The sequence below is a fragment of the Cryobacterium sp. AP27 genome, assembly GCF_056680495.1.
In genome coordinates this window covers 1,284,427-1,301,356 of record NZ_CM155285.1, presented here as the reverse complement: position 1 = coordinate 1,301,356, position 16,930 = coordinate 1,284,427, and the positions used below count along the sequence as shown (strand labels likewise).

Sequence of the window (16,930 nt, the reverse complement as noted above, 5' to 3'; positions counted from 1 at the left end):
GACCGGTCCCGGTGTATTCTCCATGCATGCATCTCGTAGAGAGAGCCGTGTGGGAACCGCCGGACGATGAGGCCCGTCTGGTGGAATTCGGGCCGCCCATTTTCGGATTCGTGCCTCAACCGCGACTTCAGGAGCGCGGGTGGGACTGGGTCACGTCCCACGGCGTCACGCTGGAGGCGGAAGCGCACTACTGGCTTGCCGATCGGACAGGCAACTTCTGGTTCGACGATTCACCGCTCGGACCGGTCGGGCTCGCCGAACTGCGCGGATTCGTTTTCACCGACCGACCCGGGTCAACCAACCGCGGCGGCGATCCGATCCGGGATGCGCTCAACCAGCACCTCCAGTACGTGGTCATGAACCACACCAGGAACCCGCACGAGTTCGGGTCCAAGGAATGGGCGGACCTGCACACGAGCCAACAGCACCAGGTGGAGCAGTCCCTGGCTCGCACGGCGGAGCTGCAGGTCGACCACAAGCTCTACCCGGCCATGGCCGTCACGGTGGCGCAGTTCCGAGCCACCACGGCGGCGATCAGCGGGCGAATCGTCACGGTCGTGCTGCACGAGGCCGACTTCGACAAGATCGAAGCCGTGCTCACTCGTCGTCTGTAGGGCGCGTCGTCTGTAGGGCGCGTCGTCTGTGGGGCGCGTCGTCTGTGGGGCGCGTCGTCTGTAGGGTGGCCAGCGCCGCTAAGCGGGATCGGTGACGAACCCCTCGGACTGCATCCACTCGAACGCCACGTCCGCGGGTTCTGCTCCGTCCACATCCACCTGGCGGTTGAGGGAGCGCAGAACCTCATCCGTGAGGCTCGGCGATATCTGCGCGAAGACGTCCATCAGAGCGGGGTACTCCTTCAGAGTCTCGGTGAAGAACACCGGGGCGACGTTATAGGCCGGGAAGAACCCGAGGTCGTCCTCCAACACGGCGAGGTCGAGGGCATCGATACGTCCGTCGGTTGTGAAGACCTCGCCGAAGTTGCAGGCGCCGGTGTCCGTTGCACTGTAGATCGCACCGGTGTCGTAGATTCCGATGTTGCCGTCCGGTACCCCGTCCGCGGTCCCCCGCGACAGCCCGTACTGCTCGAGCATCGGGTTCAGCCCATCGGGCCGGGAGTTGAACTCCGACTCGACACAAAAGGTGCGCTCTTCGACCGGCAGAGCGGCGAGTTCGGACATCGTGGTGATTCCTCCGAGCTCGGGGACCGCTTCGCTGCGCACACCCAGCGCATAGGTGTTGTTCATGGGCGCCCGAGCGCCCCACGTCACACCATTGTCGAGGTCGAGGTCGTGCACGGCCTGCCATTGCTCCTGCTGGTCCGGAATGGCCGTGGTCTGTCCCAGGTATGTGAGCCAGGCCGTTCCCGTGTACTCCCACATGAGGTCGGCCTGCCCCGACAAGACAAGTTCACGAGCGGGCTGGCTGCCGGGAACGTTGCTCAGGTCGGTCACCGTGAATCCCGCAGCGGATGCGGCAAGCACGGCGATTTTTCCCAGGATGAGCTGCTCGGTGTAATTCTTCGATGTGACGGTCAGGGCCGCGCCGTCCACACCCGATATCGGCGTGATCGAGCCCGGCCCGAGTGCCGGAACGTAGGCGGTCGCCGGTTGCAGGCCACAGCCGGTCAGCGCCAATCCGGCCACGGTGAGAACACCGGCCACGAGCGAGAGGCGACGGAACTTCGAAGACATCAGATTCCCTTCGGGCGGGCGACGTGTTCCACGACGCGCCCCACCCAGTCGATCAACAAGGCGAGCAGGGCGACCAGTACGGCACCGGTGATGAGAACCGCGGTCAGATTGAGGTTGACGCCGGTGATGATGAGGATTCCGAGCCCGCCGCCGTTGATGAACGTCGCCAGTGCCGCCGTGCCGACAAGCAGAACCAGGGCCGTGCGAATGCCGGACAGCATCACGGGCACGGCCAGGGGAAGCTCGACCTTGAAGAGAACGGCGCTTGCCGTCATCCCCATGCCGCGCCCCGCTTCCACCAGACGGGCATCCACCTGCTGCAGGCCCACCATGGTGTTGCGGAGCACCGGGAGCGCCGCGTACAGCACCAGGCCAACGGTGGCGGCCCAAAATCCGAAACCGAGCCAGAAGGCCAGGAGCACGACAACGCCGACCGCCGGCGCGGCCTGCCCGATGTTCGCGAGGGCGAGAATCGGTCCGGTGAAACGGCGCAGGGGTCGGCGAGTCAGCAGGATGCCCAGGGGGATGGCGATGGCCAACACGATGACGGCGGACATCAGGGTGAGCTGCAGGTGCTCGACGGTGTAGCCCCACAGCGCAGCGGGTGCCAGCGTATTGAGCTCCACCGGTGTGAGATCGGCGGTGAGCAGCCAGATGACGAGGGCCAGAAAGGCGAGGGCGATTCCGGCGAGCTGGAGGACGAGGGCCCGCCACGCCAACCAGCGCCGGCGCGCGATCGTCGGGACACCGGTCAGACGTGCTGCCACCGACGGATCATTCACCACGGTGCTCACGGCCGGGCCGGCTCAGTCGCGGCGGCGGCCTGAAACACGCCGGTGTTAAGGCCGACGGGCGCATTCGCCGACTGGACGGCGGCGTCGCCCTGCGCCTTCGTAATCGCGTCCATGATCGTCTTAACGTTGATGACGCCCTTGAACACGTCGCGCCGCCCGATCACGAGGGCAGCCCCGGCGCTCGATACCAGCATCGTGTCGAGCGCGTCATTCAACGTCGCCCGACTGCCGACCACGGGGAGCTTGGGGTCTGGCACGTTCGTAATGGTGTCCAGACGGTCAAGCTGTCGAAGGGACAGCCACTGGATCGGACGCTCGCGTTCGTCCACGATGACGGCGTGGCCGTGGCCCGCCGTCTTCGCCCGACTGAGCACGTCTGCGGCCCGCTCCCCCGGTTTACCCACGACGGCCTCCGCCAGACCGACATCGGCCACGCGTGTGAGGGTGAGCTGCTTGAGCCCGGCGCCGGCGCCGATGAAGTTCTCGACGAATTCGTTGGCGGGCTCCGCCAGGATACGCTCCGGCGTGTCGTACTGCACGAGCTGGGCGCCCTCGTTGAAGATGGCGATCCAATCGCCCAGCTTCACCGCCTCATCGAAGTCGTGCGTGACACAGACGATGGTCTTCTGCAGCTCCTCCTGAATACTGAGCAGTTCGTCCTGCAGGCGCAGCCGGGTGATCGGGTCGACGGCGCCGAAGGGCTCGTCCATGAGCAGCACGGGCGGGTCTGCGGCCAGGGCACGCGCCACACCCACGCGCTGCTGCTGTCCGCCGGACAGTTCGTTGGGGTACCGGTCGCGGTAGGCGGCGGGGTCAAGCGTCACGAGTTCGAGCAGCGCGTCGACGCGGGCCGCAATGCGTGCCTTGTCCCAGCCCAGCATCTTGGGGACCATGCCGATGTTGGTGGCGACGGTCATATGCGGGAAGAGTCCGCCGGCCTGGATGACGTAGCCGATGCCGCGTCGGAGCTCGTCACCGTTCATCTTGGTCACGTCATCCCCGTCGACGACGATCTTGCCCTCGGAGGGTTCAATCAAACGGTTGATCATCTTGAGCGTCGTGGTTTTGCCGCAGCCGGAGGGCCCGACCAGCATGACGATCTTGCCCGCCGGGATTTCCATGGTGAGGCCGTCGACGGCCGGTTTAGCCTGCCCGGGGAATCGCTTCGTCACCGTGTCAAGCAGAATGCTTGCGCCGGTGACCTGTGCGGTGGGGGTGGGTTCTTGGAGTGATTCAGACACGGATACCTCGCGGAGTTGTCAGTCGGCCGACGCCGACGAGAAGAAGATCAAGAAGGAGGGCAAGCACGATGACACCGATGACACCGGTCAACACCGATTCCAGGGAATTAGCGCCGCCGAGACGGGACAGCCCGGAGAAGATGAATCCGCCCAGTCCCGGACCGAGGGAATACGCGCTGATCGCCGCGATGCCCATGACCATCTGGGCCGAAACCCGCACTCCGGTCAGAATGACGGGCCACGCGATGGGGAGCTCAACCTGCAGCAAGGTACGGAACCGGCTCATCCCGATCCCACGGGCCGATTCGACGATGGCGGGGGCAACGCCGGAGAGGCCGACGACCGCATTGCGCAGGATGGGGAGGGTGGCGAAGAAGGACACCACGATCACGGCCGGTAAAACACCGAACCCGAACGGGGCGATGAGGAGCCCGATGAAGGCGAAGGACGGAATCGTCAGTCCAATGGCCGAGACAGAGTTCGCAACCGCGCTGAGCGCCTTGCTCCGGTACACGAGCGCGGCGAGGATGATGGCGAGCACACTGGCCAGCAGAAGGCACTGCACCACCAGACTGAAGTGCTGCCAGCCCGAGAACAGGATTTGATTCAGCCTGTCCCCTACGAAATCCAACACATTCAAACCCACTTCGCGTCGTTGACCCTGGGTCACCGACGCCGACACGGGCGATGAAAGAATCGCCGCGCCGAGCTATGCGCAGATACGGGCTCCGGTCCTTGGGCGAAGGTGTGATCTCAGTGTAGGCGTTCGCCCACGTTTAGGGGGGTTGACAAACTCGCCCAGGCCGGAGATAGCACCCGCGCCGGTGACTAGAACGGCAGGAGCGGGTCGACGCCGACGGCGACGAAGAGCAGGGTGAGATACGCGATGGACCCGTGGAAGACTCGCATGGGTGAGACGTGCTCGTGACGGATGGCGAGGTTGTAGAGACGGTGCGTCTCGTAAATAAACCAGCCTCCCGTGACAATCGCGACGAAGCTGTACGTGAGCCCCATGCCGGCGACCGGAATGAGCAGCATCGAGCAGGCGACGGTTGCCCAGGCGTACAAGATGACCTGGAGACCGACCTGGGCGCGGCCGCGCACGACCGCGAGCATCGGAACGCCGGCGGCCTGGTAATCCGCACGGTACTTCATGGACAGCGGCCAGTAGTGCGGCGGCGTCCAGAGGAAAATGATCATGAACAGGATCATCGGCGGCCAGGAGAGGTCCCCGGTGACGGCCGCCCAACCGATGAGCACCGGCATGCAGCCGGCCACGCCGCCCCAGACGATATTCTGCGCCGTGCGACGTTTGAGAATGATCGTGTAGAACACGACGTACAACAGGATCGCGCCGAAAGACAACGCCGCGGCAAGCCAGTTCGTGAAAATCCAGAGCCAGGCGATCGAGGCGACGCCGAGCGCGTACGCGAAAATCAACGCCTCCCGGTCGCTGAGTTCCCCGGTGACGAGCGGACGGTTCTGTGTACGGTGCATCAGACGGTCGATGTCGCGGTCGATGTAGCAGTTGAACGCACCGGCCGAACCGGCGCTGAGCGCGCCGCCGATCAGCGTCGCGAGCACGAGCCACAGGCTCGGAATCCCACGCTCCGCGAGAAGCATGGTGGGAGCCGTCACGACCAGGAGCAGTTCCACAACCCGCGGTTTGGTCAACGACAGGTATGCCTTCAGCGTGCGCTTGATCGTACGCGGAGTTCTCTCGATGGTCTGAAGGGCGACGTCCATTAATCCTCGAATGCTAGGCAGTTCTACCAATTGTAGATCACGGCATGACGCTTCCCTGCAAATGACATGTCACGTCATTTAGAGCGACCCCGGTCATTCGTCCCTATACTGGGTACTGCTCCCCACAGTGAAACAGTAGTTCGGCGAGCCCCCGGGTGGGAGATGGCCGCATCAGCAGGCCAACTCGCTGGGGGTGACATTCCACATGCGGTCCCGCGTCAATACGCGGCACCGCGGTGCAGGGATGTTTGCCGACAATTGCACAACTATTCCAGGATGGGTTGAGCTCAACCCGCCCTCGCTTGAACGAAGGGTTACGTAACGTGGCAGCTTTCCAATGGGACTCCATTGACGATCAGGCGGTTAATACCGCACGAATTCTCGCGGCAGATGCCGTCGAAAAGGTGGGCAATGGGCACCCGGGAACGGCGATGAGCCTCGCCCCCGCCGCCTACCTACTCTTTCAGAAGGTCATGCGCCGTGACCCGGCCGACAACGACTGGCTCGGACGGGATCGTTTCATCCTGTCCGTGGGACACAGCTCCCTCACGCAGTACGTGCAGTTGTACCTGGGCGGCTACGGCCTGGAACTCGACGATCTGAAGGCGCTGCGCACCTGGGGTTCCAAGACCCCCGGCCACCCCGAATTCGGCCACACCGCCGGTGTGGAGATCACCACCGGCCCGCTCGGCCAGGGCCTCGCGTCAGCCGTCGGCTTCGCGTACGCCTCCCGCTTCGAGCGCGGGCTGTTCGACCCGGACGCATCCGTCGGCTCGAGCCCCTTCGACCACTTCGTGTACGTCGTCGCCGGCGACGGCGACCTGCAGGAGGGCATCACCTCCGAGGCCTCCTCAATCGCGGGACACCAGCAGCTGGGCAATTTGATTGCCATCTACGACAGCAACCAGATCTCGATCGAAGACGACACGAACATCGCCTTCACCGAAGACGTCGCCGCTCGCTACGAGGCGTACCACTGGCACGTACAGACCGTGGACTGGAAGAAGACGGGCGAGTACGTCGAGGACGTCGCCGCCCTGAACGACGCCATTCTGGCCGCCCAGGGCGTGACCGACAAGCCGTCGCTCATCATTCTCAAGACCATCATCGGGTGGCCGAGCCCGAAGAAGCAGAACACCGGCAAGATCCACGGATCCGCCCTCGGTGCCGAGGAACTCGCGGGAGTGAAGACCGTTCTCGGCTTCGACCCCGAGAAGACGTTCGACGTCGCCGACGACGTCATCTCCCACACCCGTGAGGCCCTCGTGCGCGGTGCGCAGGAGCACGCCGACTGGAATGTTCGATTCGACGCCTGGGCTGCAGCGAACCCCGAGCGCAAGATTCTGCTTGATCGCGTTCTCAGCGGCGACCTACCCGACGGCGTCGAGGAAGCCCTCCCGGTTTTCCCGGCCGGCACCGCGGTGTCGACGCGTGCGGCCTCCGGCAAGGTCCTGAATGCCCTGGGCCCCGTCATCCCCGAGCTGTGGGGGGGCTCGGCCGACCTCGCCGAGTCGAACAACACCACCATCGCCGGCGCGGCATCGTTCGTCCCGAGTGAGCACTCCACCGCAGCGTGGACCGGAAACACCTACGGTCGCGTTCTGCACTTCGGAATCCGTGAGCACGCGATGGCCGCCATCCTCAACGGCATCGTGCTGCACGGGAACACGCGCGCCTTCGGCGGCACGTTCCTTATCTTCAGCGACTACATGCGCCCCGCGGTGCGTCTAGCCGCACTCATGAAGGTGCCCTCTATCTTCGTCTGGACCCACGACTCCGTGGCCCTCGGCGAGGACGGCCCCACCCACCAGCCGATCGAGCAGCTCGCCACACTGCGCGCCATCCCCGGCCTCGACGTGGTGCGCCCCGGCGACGCCGCCGAGACGGCATGGGCGTGGAAAACGATCCTCGAACGCCGAAGCGGCCCCGCCGGCATCGCCCTGACGCGGCAGAACATTCCCGTGTTCGAACGCGGTGACGGCGACGCCTCCGGCGACACCTTCGCGTCCGCGTCACACGTCGCCCGCGGCGCCTACGTGCTTGCGGAGGCGGCCGGCGGAAGTCCCGACGTCCTGCTGATCGCCACCGGCTCAGAGGTGCAGCTCGCCGTTGAGGCGCGTGCGCAGCTCGCAACGGAGGGCGTCAACGCCCGCGTGATCTCGGCCCCGTGCCTCGAGTGGTTCGACGAGCAGAGCGCCGAGTACCGTGAGTCCGTTCTTCCGGCCGGTGTCACGGCCCGGGTATCGATTGAGGCCGGGATCGCGTTGACCTGGGATAAGTACGTCGGTGACCGTGGTCGGAGCATCTCCATCGAGCACTTCGGTGCGTCGGCGGACTACCAGACCTTGTTCCGTGAATTCGGCATCACCACTGAGGCCGTTGTGGCCGCCGCCAGGGACTCCATCGCCAATTAGCGGGCACCGGGCACGACCGAACGACCGTGAGATCGCAGAGCAGTGAAAACAGCACCGATATCGCAAGCAGAAACGCCTACAGAGGAGATTTACGACTATGACTGAAACCACCACCCCCCTCGCCCAGCTCTCGGCGGCCGGAGTCAGCATCTGGCTCGACGACCTGTCCCGGGACCGGATCGTCTCCGGCGGGCTTCAGCAGCTCATCGACAACAGCAACGTCGTCGGCGTGACGACGAACCCCACGATCTTCGCGGGCGCGCTCGCCAAGGGCGAGGCGTACACGGAGCAGGTCGCCGCATTGGCTGCCGCCGGGACCAGCGTGAGCGACGCCGTCTTCGAGATCACGACGGATGATGTCACCGCGGCGAGCGACATCTTCCGCCCGGTCTACGACCGCACGAACGGCGTCGACGGCCGCGTCTCGATCGAGGTCGAGCCGGGACTGGCCAGGGACACGGCCGGCACGGTCGCGCAGGCCCGTCAGCTCTGGGCCAAGGTCGACCGCCCCAACGCGATGATCAAGATCCCCGCGACCGTCGAAGGCCTCGACGCCATCACCGCCACGATCGCGGCCGGCATCAGCGTCAACGTGACGCTGATCTTCAGCCTCGAGCGTCACCGTCAGGTCATCAACGCCTACCTGACCGGTCTTGAGCAGGCGAAGGCTGCCGGGATCAATCTGTCCACCATCCACTCCGTGGCGTCCTTCTTCGTCTCCCGCGTCGACACCGAGATCGACAAGCGTCTCGTCGCCCTCGGAACGGACGAGGCAATCTCGCTGAAAAGCAAGGCCGGCGTCGCCAACGCACAGCTCGCCTACGAGGTCTTCGAGCAGGCGTTCGCCTCGGAGCGCGCCCTCGGGCTGCTCAACGCCGGTGCCAACAAGCAGCGTCCGCTGTGGGCGTCCACCGGAGTCAAGGACCCGAGCCTGCCCGACACCCTGTATGTGACCGAGCTGGTCGCGCCCGAGGTGGTCAACACGATGCCGGAGAAGACCATGCAGGCCGCGGCGGACCACGCGGTCGTACCGGCCGACTCGATCACCGGATCGTATGCCGCGGCCAACGCTGTCCTCGATGCCCTCGCCGCCCAGGGAATCTCCTACGACGACGTCACCCGCGTGCTGGAAGAAGAAGGCGTGTCCAAGTTCGTCGTGTCCTGGGACGAGCTGCGGCAGACGGTCTCCGCTGCCCTCGCCGCAGCCGAGACCTCGGTAGTGCGATGAGCTTCCGCATCGGCGTCAGCGGCTCGGCCGCTGACGCCGTACGCCGCGTCGTCCCCACCCTCGTCGAGGATTTGGTGGCATCGAGCATCACCTCGCTCGACCCGTCGCTCTGGGGCCCTGACGCCGAGGCGGAAGCGGCCAAACGTCTCGGCTGGACCGAGTCGGTAGCCATTTCCCGGCCCCTCGTCGCCGAGATCAACGCACTGCGTGACTCGCTGCGCAATGCCGGAGTGACCCGGATCGCGCTCGCGGGAATGGGCGGCTCTTCGCTCGCCCCGGAGGTCATCACGAACACCGCCGGCGTCAACCTCACCGTTCTCGATGCCACCGACCCCGGACAGGTGCTCGCGGCATTGTCCGACCACCTCGACTCGACCGCGCTTGTCGTGTCGTCGAAGTCCGGGTCCACCGTCGAAACGGACAGCCAGCGTCGCGTCTTCGAGCGCGCTTTTGTTGACGCCGGCATCGACCCGGCCGAGCGCATCATCGTGGTGACCGACCCCGGCTCGCCCCTTGAGGCATCCGCTCGCGCCGCCGGTTACCGTGTGTTCAACGCCGACCCCAATGTCGGCGGACGCTACTCGGCGCTGACCGCGTTCGGCCTCGTGCCGTCCGGGCTCGCCGGCGTCGATATCGGGGAACTGCTCGACGAGGCCGAATCGGTGCTCTTGTCGCTTGCCGTTGATTCGCTCGACAACCCCGGTCTCATTCTCGGTGCGGCCATGGCCGCGGCGCAGCCGCGCCGCGACAAGCTCGCCATCGTCGCCGACGGAACGCATATCGTCGGCTTCGCCGATTGGGTTGAGCAGCTGATCGCCGAGTCGACCGGCAAACTCGGTACCGGCATCCTTCCCGTCGTCCTCGACTTGGACGCCCCGGAACTGACGGCGAACCTGCCCGACGTTCAAGTTGTGCGGGTCGTCGCGGATGCCGGCGTCAACGTTTTCGCCGATCAGGACGGACGCGATGAGATTCGCGTCAGCGGCACGCTCGGTGCCCAGTTCCTGGTGTGGGAATACGCGACCGTGGTCGCCGGACGACTCCTGGGGATCAATCCCTTCGACCAGCCGGATGTCGAATCAGCGAAGATCGCGACCCGCGGCCTGCTGGATTCCCGCCCGGCTCCCGAGCCGGCCGCGTTCATCGCGGACGGCATTGAGGTGCGCGGAACCCCGCACGTCATTGGCGCCGCGAGTGACCTCGCGTCGGCTATCGACGCCCTGCTTGAAGAACTCGGTCCTGACGGGTACGTCGCCGTGCAGGCGTACGTCGACCGCCTTGCACTCCCCCAGCTGGCTGACGTTCGCTCGAAACTCGCGACGCTGGCCAAGCGTCCCGTCACCTTCGGCTGGGGACCTCGGTTCCTGCACTCCACAGGCCAGTTCCACAAGGGCGGCACCGCGACGGGCGTGTTCCTGCAGATTCTCGCCACACCGGCGGAGGACCTCTCCATCCCGGATCGTCCGTTCACGTTCGGTGAGCTCATCCAGGCGCAGGCCAGCGGTGATGCGAGCGTCCTGGCCGAACACGGTCGCCCCGTCCTCACCCTGACCCTCACCACACCCGCAGAAAATCTCGGTACGCTCTTCGAGGCGCTGGGCTAGCCCGGCACCCGAGCGTTCTTCCGCTTCCCGCTTTCGTCCCTTAGGAGCTGCATGTCCCCGGTGGAAATCACCCCGGAGTCCAATCCGCTGCGTTCACCCTCCGACTACCGTCTGAATCGCATTGCCGGGCCTTCCAGCCTCGTGATTTTCGGCGTGACCGGAGACCTGTCGCGGAAGAAACTCATGCCCGCCGTTTACGACCTGGCTAATCGTGGCCTCCTCCCGCCGGGCTTTGCGCTCGTCGGCTTTGCACGCCGCGACTGGGACCACGAGGATTTCATGCAGGTCGTGCATGACTCGGTGAAGAAGTATGCGCGCACCGAGTTCCACGAGGATGTGTGGGCGCAGCTCGCCGAGGGCATCCGGTTTGTTCCGGGTACCTTCGACGACGACGCCGCGTTTGAGCAGCTCAAGGAGACGATCGCCCAGCTCGACCGGGAACGTGGAACCATGGGCAATCACGCCTTCTACCTCGCGATCCCCCCGAAGGCCTTTCCGCTCGTCACCGAGCAGTTGCGGCGTTCGGGGCTCGCGGAGCAGAAGGACGGCCAGTGGAGGCGTGTCGTCATTGAGAAACCGTTCGGAAGCGACCTCAAGACCGCGCGTGAGCTCAACGACGTGGTCGAATCCGTGTTCCCGCCCGATTCGGTCTTCCGGATCGACCATTATCTCGGCAAGGAAACCGTCCAGAACATCCTGGCGTTGCGTTTCGCGAACCAGATGTTCGAACCGCTGTGGAACGCCAATCAGGTGGACCACGTGCAGATCACCATGGCCGAGGATATCGGCGTCGGCGGACGGGCCGGGTACTACGACGGCATCGGCGCGGCTCGCGACGTCATTCAGAACCACCTTTTGCAGCTGCTCGCCCTGACGGCGATGGAGGAACCGATTTCCTTCGCCGCGGCGGACCTCCGCGCTGAGAAGGAAAAGGTTCTGGCATCGGTGCACCTTCCCGAAGATCTGGGTCTGGGCACCGCGCGAGGGCAGTACACCGGAGGCTGGCAGGGCGGCGAGAAGGTCGTCGGCTTCCTCGATGAGGACGGCATGGACTCCGAGTCGATCACCGAGACCTACGCGGCCCTGCGCCTCACCATCGACAATCGTCGCTGGTCGGGCGTACCGTTCTACCTGCGCGCCGGCAAGCGTCTGGGCCGACGGGTCACCGAAATCGCCGTGGTCTTCAAGCGTGCGCCGCAGTACCTGTTCGCGGAGAGCCAAACCGCCGAACTCGGCCACAATGCACTCGTCATTCGCGTGCAGCCCGACGAGGGTGTCACCATTCGTTTCGGTTCCAAGGTTCCGGGCGCCGGCATGCAGGTGCGGGACGTGACCATGGACTTCGGATACGGGCATGCCTTCACCGAGGCGAGTCCGGAAGCGTACGAGCGGCTCATCCTCGATGTGTTGCTGGGAGACCCGCCGCTCTTCCCCCGCCACGAAGAGGTCGAGTTGTCCTGGAAGATTCTCGACCCGATCGAGGAGTATTGGGCCACACAGGGTCAGCCGGAACAGTACCGTCCCGGCACGTGGGGCCCGTCGTCCGCTGATGAATTGCTGGCCCGTGATGGCCGTACCTGGAGACGCCCATGATCGTCGATCTGCCTGACACCACGACCGCCAAGATTTCGAAGGCGCTCGTGCGGATTCGTGAGGAGGGCGGGGCCGTCGCCCTCGGACGCGTGCTCACCCTCATCATCTCGTCCACGCTCGGTCAGGAGGAGGAGGCCATCACGGCGGCCAACGACGCCTCTCGTGAGCATCCGATGCGGGTCATCGTGGTGTCGACCGAGCGTGTTGACGTGCCGAACTCCGCGGGGCCTCCCCGCGTTGACGCGGAGATTCGTGTCGGCGGCGACGCGGGCGCGAGTGAGGTCATCGTGCTGCGGGTGTACGGGGAGGCCGCGAGCGACCCGGAGAGCCTTGTCACGGGGCTTCTCCTGCCCGACGCGCCCGTGGTGGCCTGGTGGCCCGGCGCAGCCCCCGCCGTGCCCGCCGACTCGCCCCTGGGCCGGATCGCCTACCGACGGATAACGGACGCCTCGGCGCAACCGGACCCTCAGGGCGCGCTTCAACGCCTGCGGTCCAGCTACCGTCCGGGTGACACTGACTTCGCGTGGACTCGCCTGACCCTGTGGCGCACGCAGCTCGCTGCGGTGCTCGACCAGCCGCCCTTCGAGCCGGTCACCGGCATCCAGGTCACCGGCGCGGCGGATTCCCCCTCCACGACGCTTCTGGCGGCGTGGCTGCACCTGCAACTGGAGGTACCGGTGACGTGCGACCTGACCAGCGGCCCGCATGCGAACGGCATGTACGGGGTCAAGCTCACCCGCGCGGCCGGTGTGATTTCCCTCGAACGTGAGCACGCCGGTGTGGCCACTCTGGTCCAGCCCGGTCAGCCCGTGCAGGATCTGGCCCTCCGTCGACGCAGCCTGCGCGACTGCCTCGCCGATGAGCTCCGCCGCCTTGATCCGGATGACCTGTATGGTGAGGTCATCACGCGCGGCCTCCCGCTCTTGGAGGGCGCGGTGAATTCACAGACCGGAGTACCAGCGTGACGAATGAACGACGAGTTTTGGTCCACCAGAACAAGCAGGCGTTGGCCGGCTCTGTTGCCGCCAGGTTCATCACCAAGATGGTCGACATTCTGCACGAGGAGGGCGAGGCGAATGTGGTCCTCACGGGCGGTTCGGTAGGCATCGCCGTTCTGGAAGCGATCAACGAGTCGGCGGCCAGGGACACAATCGAGTGGCCCCGTGTCAGCTTCTGGTGGGGCGATGAGCGCTGGGTGGCGCGCGCGGATGCCGACCGAAACGAACGCCAGGCCCGCGAGGCCCTTCTCGACCACATCGCGGTGCCGGAGGCGAACATACACCCGTTCGCCGCAGCCGACGATGACATCAGCCTCGACGACGCCGCGCACAGGTACGCTGCCGAACTGGAGGAGCTGGCGCCCTATGGGGCCTCACTCCCCCGGTTCGACATCACCTTCCTCGGCGTCGGCCCCGACGGACACGTAGCGTCGCTGTTTCCGCACGGCAGCGGAATCCGGGAGAATGCGGCCAGTGTCATACCGGTGCGCAACTCGCCCAAGCCCCCCGCGGAGCGACTGTCCCTCACCCGGCCCGTGCTGAATTCGTCGGACCGGGTCTGGATGGTGCTGGCCGGGTCGGACAAGGCGTCAGCGCTCGGATTGGCTCTGGCAGGCGCGAGCCGGGACGAGGTTCCCGCTGCCGGCATCAAGGGGCGCAAACGCACGGTCTTCTTCGTGGACGATGAGGCGGCCGCCGAAGTGCCGGCGAGTCTCATCGCCCCGTCCTACTAGGGCTCCTGGTCCCAAACGAAGAAGGGCTCAACCACCGCGGTGGTTGAGCCCTTCTTCGATACGCGGCTACTTCGTCGGGCTCAATTTTCCGCGGCGAACCCGCAGCTGAGTGAGCGCCTCTTCCAGAAGAGACTCTGCCTCTTCCTCGCTGCGGCGCTCCTTGACATAGGCGAGATGCGTCTTGTACGGCTCCAGTTTGACGACGGAGGGAGGATTCTCCTTGTCGCGGCCGGCCGGTAGTCCGGAGGACGGGCAATCGATGGTGGCGGGAATCTCCTCATCCGGCAGGGTCGCCGCGAAATACCGCACGGTCTCGTTTCCGAGGGCGTCCCAGTAGGACACCTTGATCCGATCAGCGTGGAAACCGCGGTCCTGCTCGCCCATGGGGCCAGCTCCAACACGTGATCCCCGAATTGCACTACCACCAGATGCCATTTTATTCCTCCCATTGAAAAGCAACTCAGCGTGGCGCACACACCGCGTGCGCCGACTCTTACTACAACGTACGCCTGTGGATGCTAGGCGCCCGTATCAAACTTGGTGATCAACCCGAGCACCACGATGCATGTGATCCACAGTAGGCCCAATATGACCGTTATGCGGTTGAGGTTGCGTTCCGCAACACCCGACGCGCCCAGGTTCGATGTGACTCCACCGCCGAACATGTCGGATAGCCCCCCGCCCCGACCCTTGTGCAACAGAATGAGCATGGTGAGCAGAAGACTCGTAATTCCTACGAGGACCTGCAACACAACCTGGAGAATCTCCACACGAAACCTTTCACAAATGCGGTGGGCGCAGTTATCCCCACCAAGACCTTGCCAATTATAGCCCGAAGGGACGCCGCCCAGTGGGTGCCCACGCGGGCACCCACTGAAGGGCTACTGACCGACGTGCTTCTGGAACCGTACGATGCTCGAGAACTCGGCGATGTCCAGGCTGGCACCGCCGACGAGAGCCCCATCCACGTTGGGCTCGCGCATGTAGGCCGCGATGTTCCCGCTCTTCACGGAACCGCCGTACAGGATGCGCGTCTTGTCGGCGACATCCTGTCCGAGACTCTCCTGCAGCACCGACCGCAGCTGGGCGGCAACCTGCTCTGCCTGCTCCGGTGTGGCGGCCTTGCCGGAGCCGATGGCCCAGACCGGCTCGTAGGCCACGACGATGTCGGCCGCGTTGCTGACGCCGGCAAGCGCGGCGCGCAACTGGGCGACGGGAACGGCGCTCGGGCCGTGCTCTTCGAGGTCCGCGGCGGTTTCGCCGACGCAGATGATCGGAACGAGGTTGTGCTTCAGCGCCGCGCCGATCTTGGCGGACACCTCGGCATCGGTTTCGTTGTGCAGCGTGCGCCGCTCGGAGTGACCGATGATCACGTACTGGCACTCCAGCTGGGACAGGAACGCTCCGGAAATTTCGCCGGTGTATGCGCCCGACTCGTGTGCCGACACGTCTTGCGCTCCAAAGCCCAGCTCGAGCTTGTCGGCGGAGATCAGGGTCTGGACCGACCGGAGGTCGGTGAAGGGCGGGAAGACAGCGGCTTCAACGGCCGTGAAGTCGTGACCGGCGTCCTTCAGGTTCCACGCCAGTTTCTGCACGAAAGCGATGGCCTGAAGGTGATCCAGGTTCATCTTCCAGTTGCCGGCGATGAGCGGTGTGCGCCGAACTGTTGGGTTTACTACCATCCGAGGACCTCCAGTCCTGGCAGACGCTTGCCCTCGAGAAACTCGAGGCTCGCGCCGCCACCGGTCGAAATGTGACCGAATTGGTCATCTGTGAATCCGAGGATGCGTACGGCAGCGGCTGAATCTCCGCCGCCGACCACGCTGAGGCCGGATACCTCGGTCAGTGCCGAAGCAACCGTGCGGGTGCCCTCGGCGAAGGCGGCGATCTCGAACACGCCCATCGGACCGTTCCAGAAGACGGTCTGCGACTCGCGTATGACCGCCGCAAATGCCTCGGCCGTCTCCGGGCCGATGTCGAGGCCAAGGCCCGCGGCACCGAACGGAGTCTGCTCGATCGCGTCGGCGGCGGTGACCACGTGTTCAGCGTCGGCCCCGAATTTGGAGGCCACAACGATGTCGGTGGGCAGCACGATCTTGACGCCGAGGCGCTCGGCTTCGGCGAGGTATCCTCGCACCGTCTCGAGCTGGTCCGTCTCGAGCAGGCTTGCACCGACCGCATGTCCCTGCGCGGCGAGGAACGTGAAGAGCATGCCGCCACCGATGAGCAGCGAGTCGACTCGTGGGAGCAGATGTCCGATGACTCCGAGCTTGTCGGAGACCTTCGAACCACCGAGAACCACCGTGTAGGGCGCCTCAGGCTTCTCCGTGAGTCGATCCAACACCTCAAGCTCGGTGGCGATCAACAGGCCAGCCGCGCTCGGGAGGATCGCGGCGAGGTCGTAGACACTCGCCTGCTTGCGGTGTACGACGCCAAAACCGTCGGAGACGAAGGCATCGCCCAGGGCGGCGAGTTCGGCGGCGAAGGACGCGCGCTCGGCGTCGACCTTGCTGGTCTCCCCCGGGTTGAACCGAAGGTTTTCCAGTACGACGATGTCGCCGTCAACCAGGCCGGCCACGGCATCCGTGGCGGAGTTTCCGACGGTGTCGGTCGCGAAGGCCACGGGCCGGCCGACAAGCTCGCTCAGTCGAACGGCCACCGGGGCCAGGCTGTACTTGGCGTCAAAGGCCCCGTCGGGGCGCCCGAGGTGAGAAACAATCACCACACGGGCGCCCTGCGCCAGAAGCGCGTTGAGAGTGGGCAGCGACGCCCGCACGCGGCCGTCGTCGGTGATCTGTCCGTCTTTCAACGGCACATTCAGATCGAAGCGGACGATGACCCGCTTGCCCCGGAGCGCGCCCAGGGATTCGATCGTGCGAAGTGTCAC

Annotated in this window: 16 protein-coding genes; 7 read left to right on the top strand and 9 right to left on the bottom strand. The window is 65.4% G+C overall.

Annotation, left to right across the window (positions count from 1 at the left end; genetic code table 11):
• Window positions 1-26 precede the first annotated feature (26 nt).
• A complete protein-coding gene (locus AC1MB9_RS06100; protein ID WP_479964141.1) occupies window positions 27-614 on the top strand; it encodes a hypothetical protein in 588 nt (195 codons plus the stop codon).
• 78 nt (window positions 615-692) lie between these two features.
• On the opposite strand, the gene AC1MB9_RS06095 is transcribed toward AC1MB9_RS06100, so the two are convergent.
• From AC1MB9_RS06095 to AC1MB9_RS06075, 5 genes are all read right to left on the bottom strand, one after another.
• A complete protein-coding gene (locus AC1MB9_RS06095) occupies window positions 693-1,691 on the bottom strand; it encodes a glycine betaine ABC transporter substrate-binding protein (RefSeq protein ID WP_479964140.1) in 999 nt (332 codons plus the stop codon).
• The gene (locus tag AC1MB9_RS06090) at window positions 1,691-2,458 is read right to left on the bottom strand and encodes an ABC transporter permease (protein ID WP_479964139.1); all 768 of its coding nucleotides are present in this window, start codon (window positions 2,456-2,458) and stop codon (window positions 1,691-1,693) included. Before AC1MB9_RS06090 ends, AC1MB9_RS06095 begins: the two co-directional genes overlap by 1 nt.
• 23 nt (window positions 2,459-2,481) lie before the next feature.
• Window positions 2,482-3,726: an ATP-binding cassette domain-containing protein gene (locus AC1MB9_RS06085; RefSeq protein WP_479964138.1), complete on the bottom strand. Its 1,245-nt coding sequence runs from the start codon at window positions 3,724-3,726 to the stop codon at window positions 2,482-2,484.
• Entirely contained in the window at window positions 3,719-4,360 is a 642-nt protein-coding gene (locus AC1MB9_RS06080; RefSeq protein WP_479964137.1) for an ABC transporter permease, read from the bottom strand. The genes AC1MB9_RS06085 and AC1MB9_RS06080 overlap by 8 nt, the downstream gene beginning before the upstream one ends.
• A 194-nt stretch (window positions 4,361-4,554) precedes the next feature.
• On the bottom strand, window positions 4,555-5,472 hold the full coding sequence (locus AC1MB9_RS06075) for a heme o synthase (protein ID WP_479964136.1): 918 nt from the start codon (window positions 5,470-5,472) through the stop codon (window positions 4,555-4,557).
• A 323-nt stretch (window positions 5,473-5,795) separates the two neighbouring features.
• On the opposite strand from AC1MB9_RS06075, the gene tkt reads away from it, so the two are divergent.
• The 6 genes from tkt (at window position 5,796) to pgl (ending at window position 14,043) form a co-directional block, all read left to right on the top strand.
• Window positions 5,796-7,886: a transketolase gene (tkt, locus tag AC1MB9_RS06070; RefSeq protein WP_479964135.1), complete on the top strand. Its 2,091-nt coding sequence runs from the start codon at window positions 5,796-5,798 to the stop codon at window positions 7,884-7,886.
• Between the two features lie 97 nt (window positions 7,887-7,983).
• Window positions 7,984-9,114, top strand: coding sequence for a transaldolase (gene tal / locus AC1MB9_RS06065; RefSeq protein ID WP_479964134.1), 1,131 nt, complete (start codon window positions 7,984-7,986; stop codon window positions 9,112-9,114).
• Complete coding sequence (locus AC1MB9_RS06060) at window positions 9,111-10,718, top strand: glucose-6-phosphate isomerase (protein ID WP_479964133.1); 1,608 nt, start codon at window positions 9,111-9,113, stop codon at window positions 10,716-10,718. Before tal ends, AC1MB9_RS06060 begins: the two co-directional genes overlap by 4 nt.
• Before the next feature lie 51 nt (window positions 10,719-10,769).
• A complete protein-coding gene (gene zwf / locus AC1MB9_RS06055; RefSeq protein ID WP_479964132.1) occupies window positions 10,770-12,311 on the top strand; it encodes a glucose-6-phosphate dehydrogenase in 1,542 nt (513 codons plus the stop codon).
• A complete protein-coding gene (locus AC1MB9_RS06050) occupies window positions 12,308-13,276 on the top strand; it encodes a glucose-6-phosphate dehydrogenase assembly protein OpcA (RefSeq protein ID WP_479964131.1) in 969 nt (322 codons plus the stop codon). Before zwf ends, AC1MB9_RS06050 begins: the two co-directional genes overlap by 4 nt.
• Entirely contained in the window at window positions 13,273-14,043 is a 771-nt protein-coding gene (pgl, locus tag AC1MB9_RS06045; RefSeq protein WP_479964130.1) for a 6-phosphogluconolactonase, read from the top strand. The genes AC1MB9_RS06050 and pgl overlap by 4 nt, the downstream gene beginning before the upstream one ends.
• A gap of 66 nt (window positions 14,044-14,109) precedes the next feature.
• Here pgl and AC1MB9_RS06040 read toward each other — a convergent pair whose 3' ends face one another.
• The 4 genes from AC1MB9_RS06040 to AC1MB9_RS06025 all read right to left on the bottom strand — a co-directional run bounded on the left by AC1MB9_RS06040 (window position 14,110) and on the right by AC1MB9_RS06025 (window position 16,930).
• Complete coding sequence (locus tag AC1MB9_RS06040) at window positions 14,110-14,478, bottom strand: RNA polymerase-binding protein RbpA (RefSeq protein WP_479964129.1); 369 nt, start codon at window positions 14,476-14,478, stop codon at window positions 14,110-14,112.
• Between the two features lie 83 nt (window positions 14,479-14,561).
• A complete protein-coding gene (secG, locus tag AC1MB9_RS06035; protein ID WP_035835950.1) occupies window positions 14,562-14,813 on the bottom strand; it encodes a preprotein translocase subunit SecG in 252 nt (83 codons plus the stop codon).
• A 111-nt stretch (window positions 14,814-14,924) separates the two neighbouring features.
• Entirely contained in the window at window positions 14,925-15,725 is an 801-nt protein-coding gene (gene tpiA, locus AC1MB9_RS06030; RefSeq protein WP_479964128.1) for a triose-phosphate isomerase, read from the bottom strand.
• The gene (locus AC1MB9_RS06025) at window positions 15,719-16,930 is read right to left on the bottom strand and encodes a phosphoglycerate kinase (RefSeq protein ID WP_479964127.1); all 1,212 of its coding nucleotides are present in this window, start codon (window positions 16,928-16,930) and stop codon (window positions 15,719-15,721) included. The genes tpiA and AC1MB9_RS06025 overlap by 7 nt, the downstream gene beginning before the upstream one ends.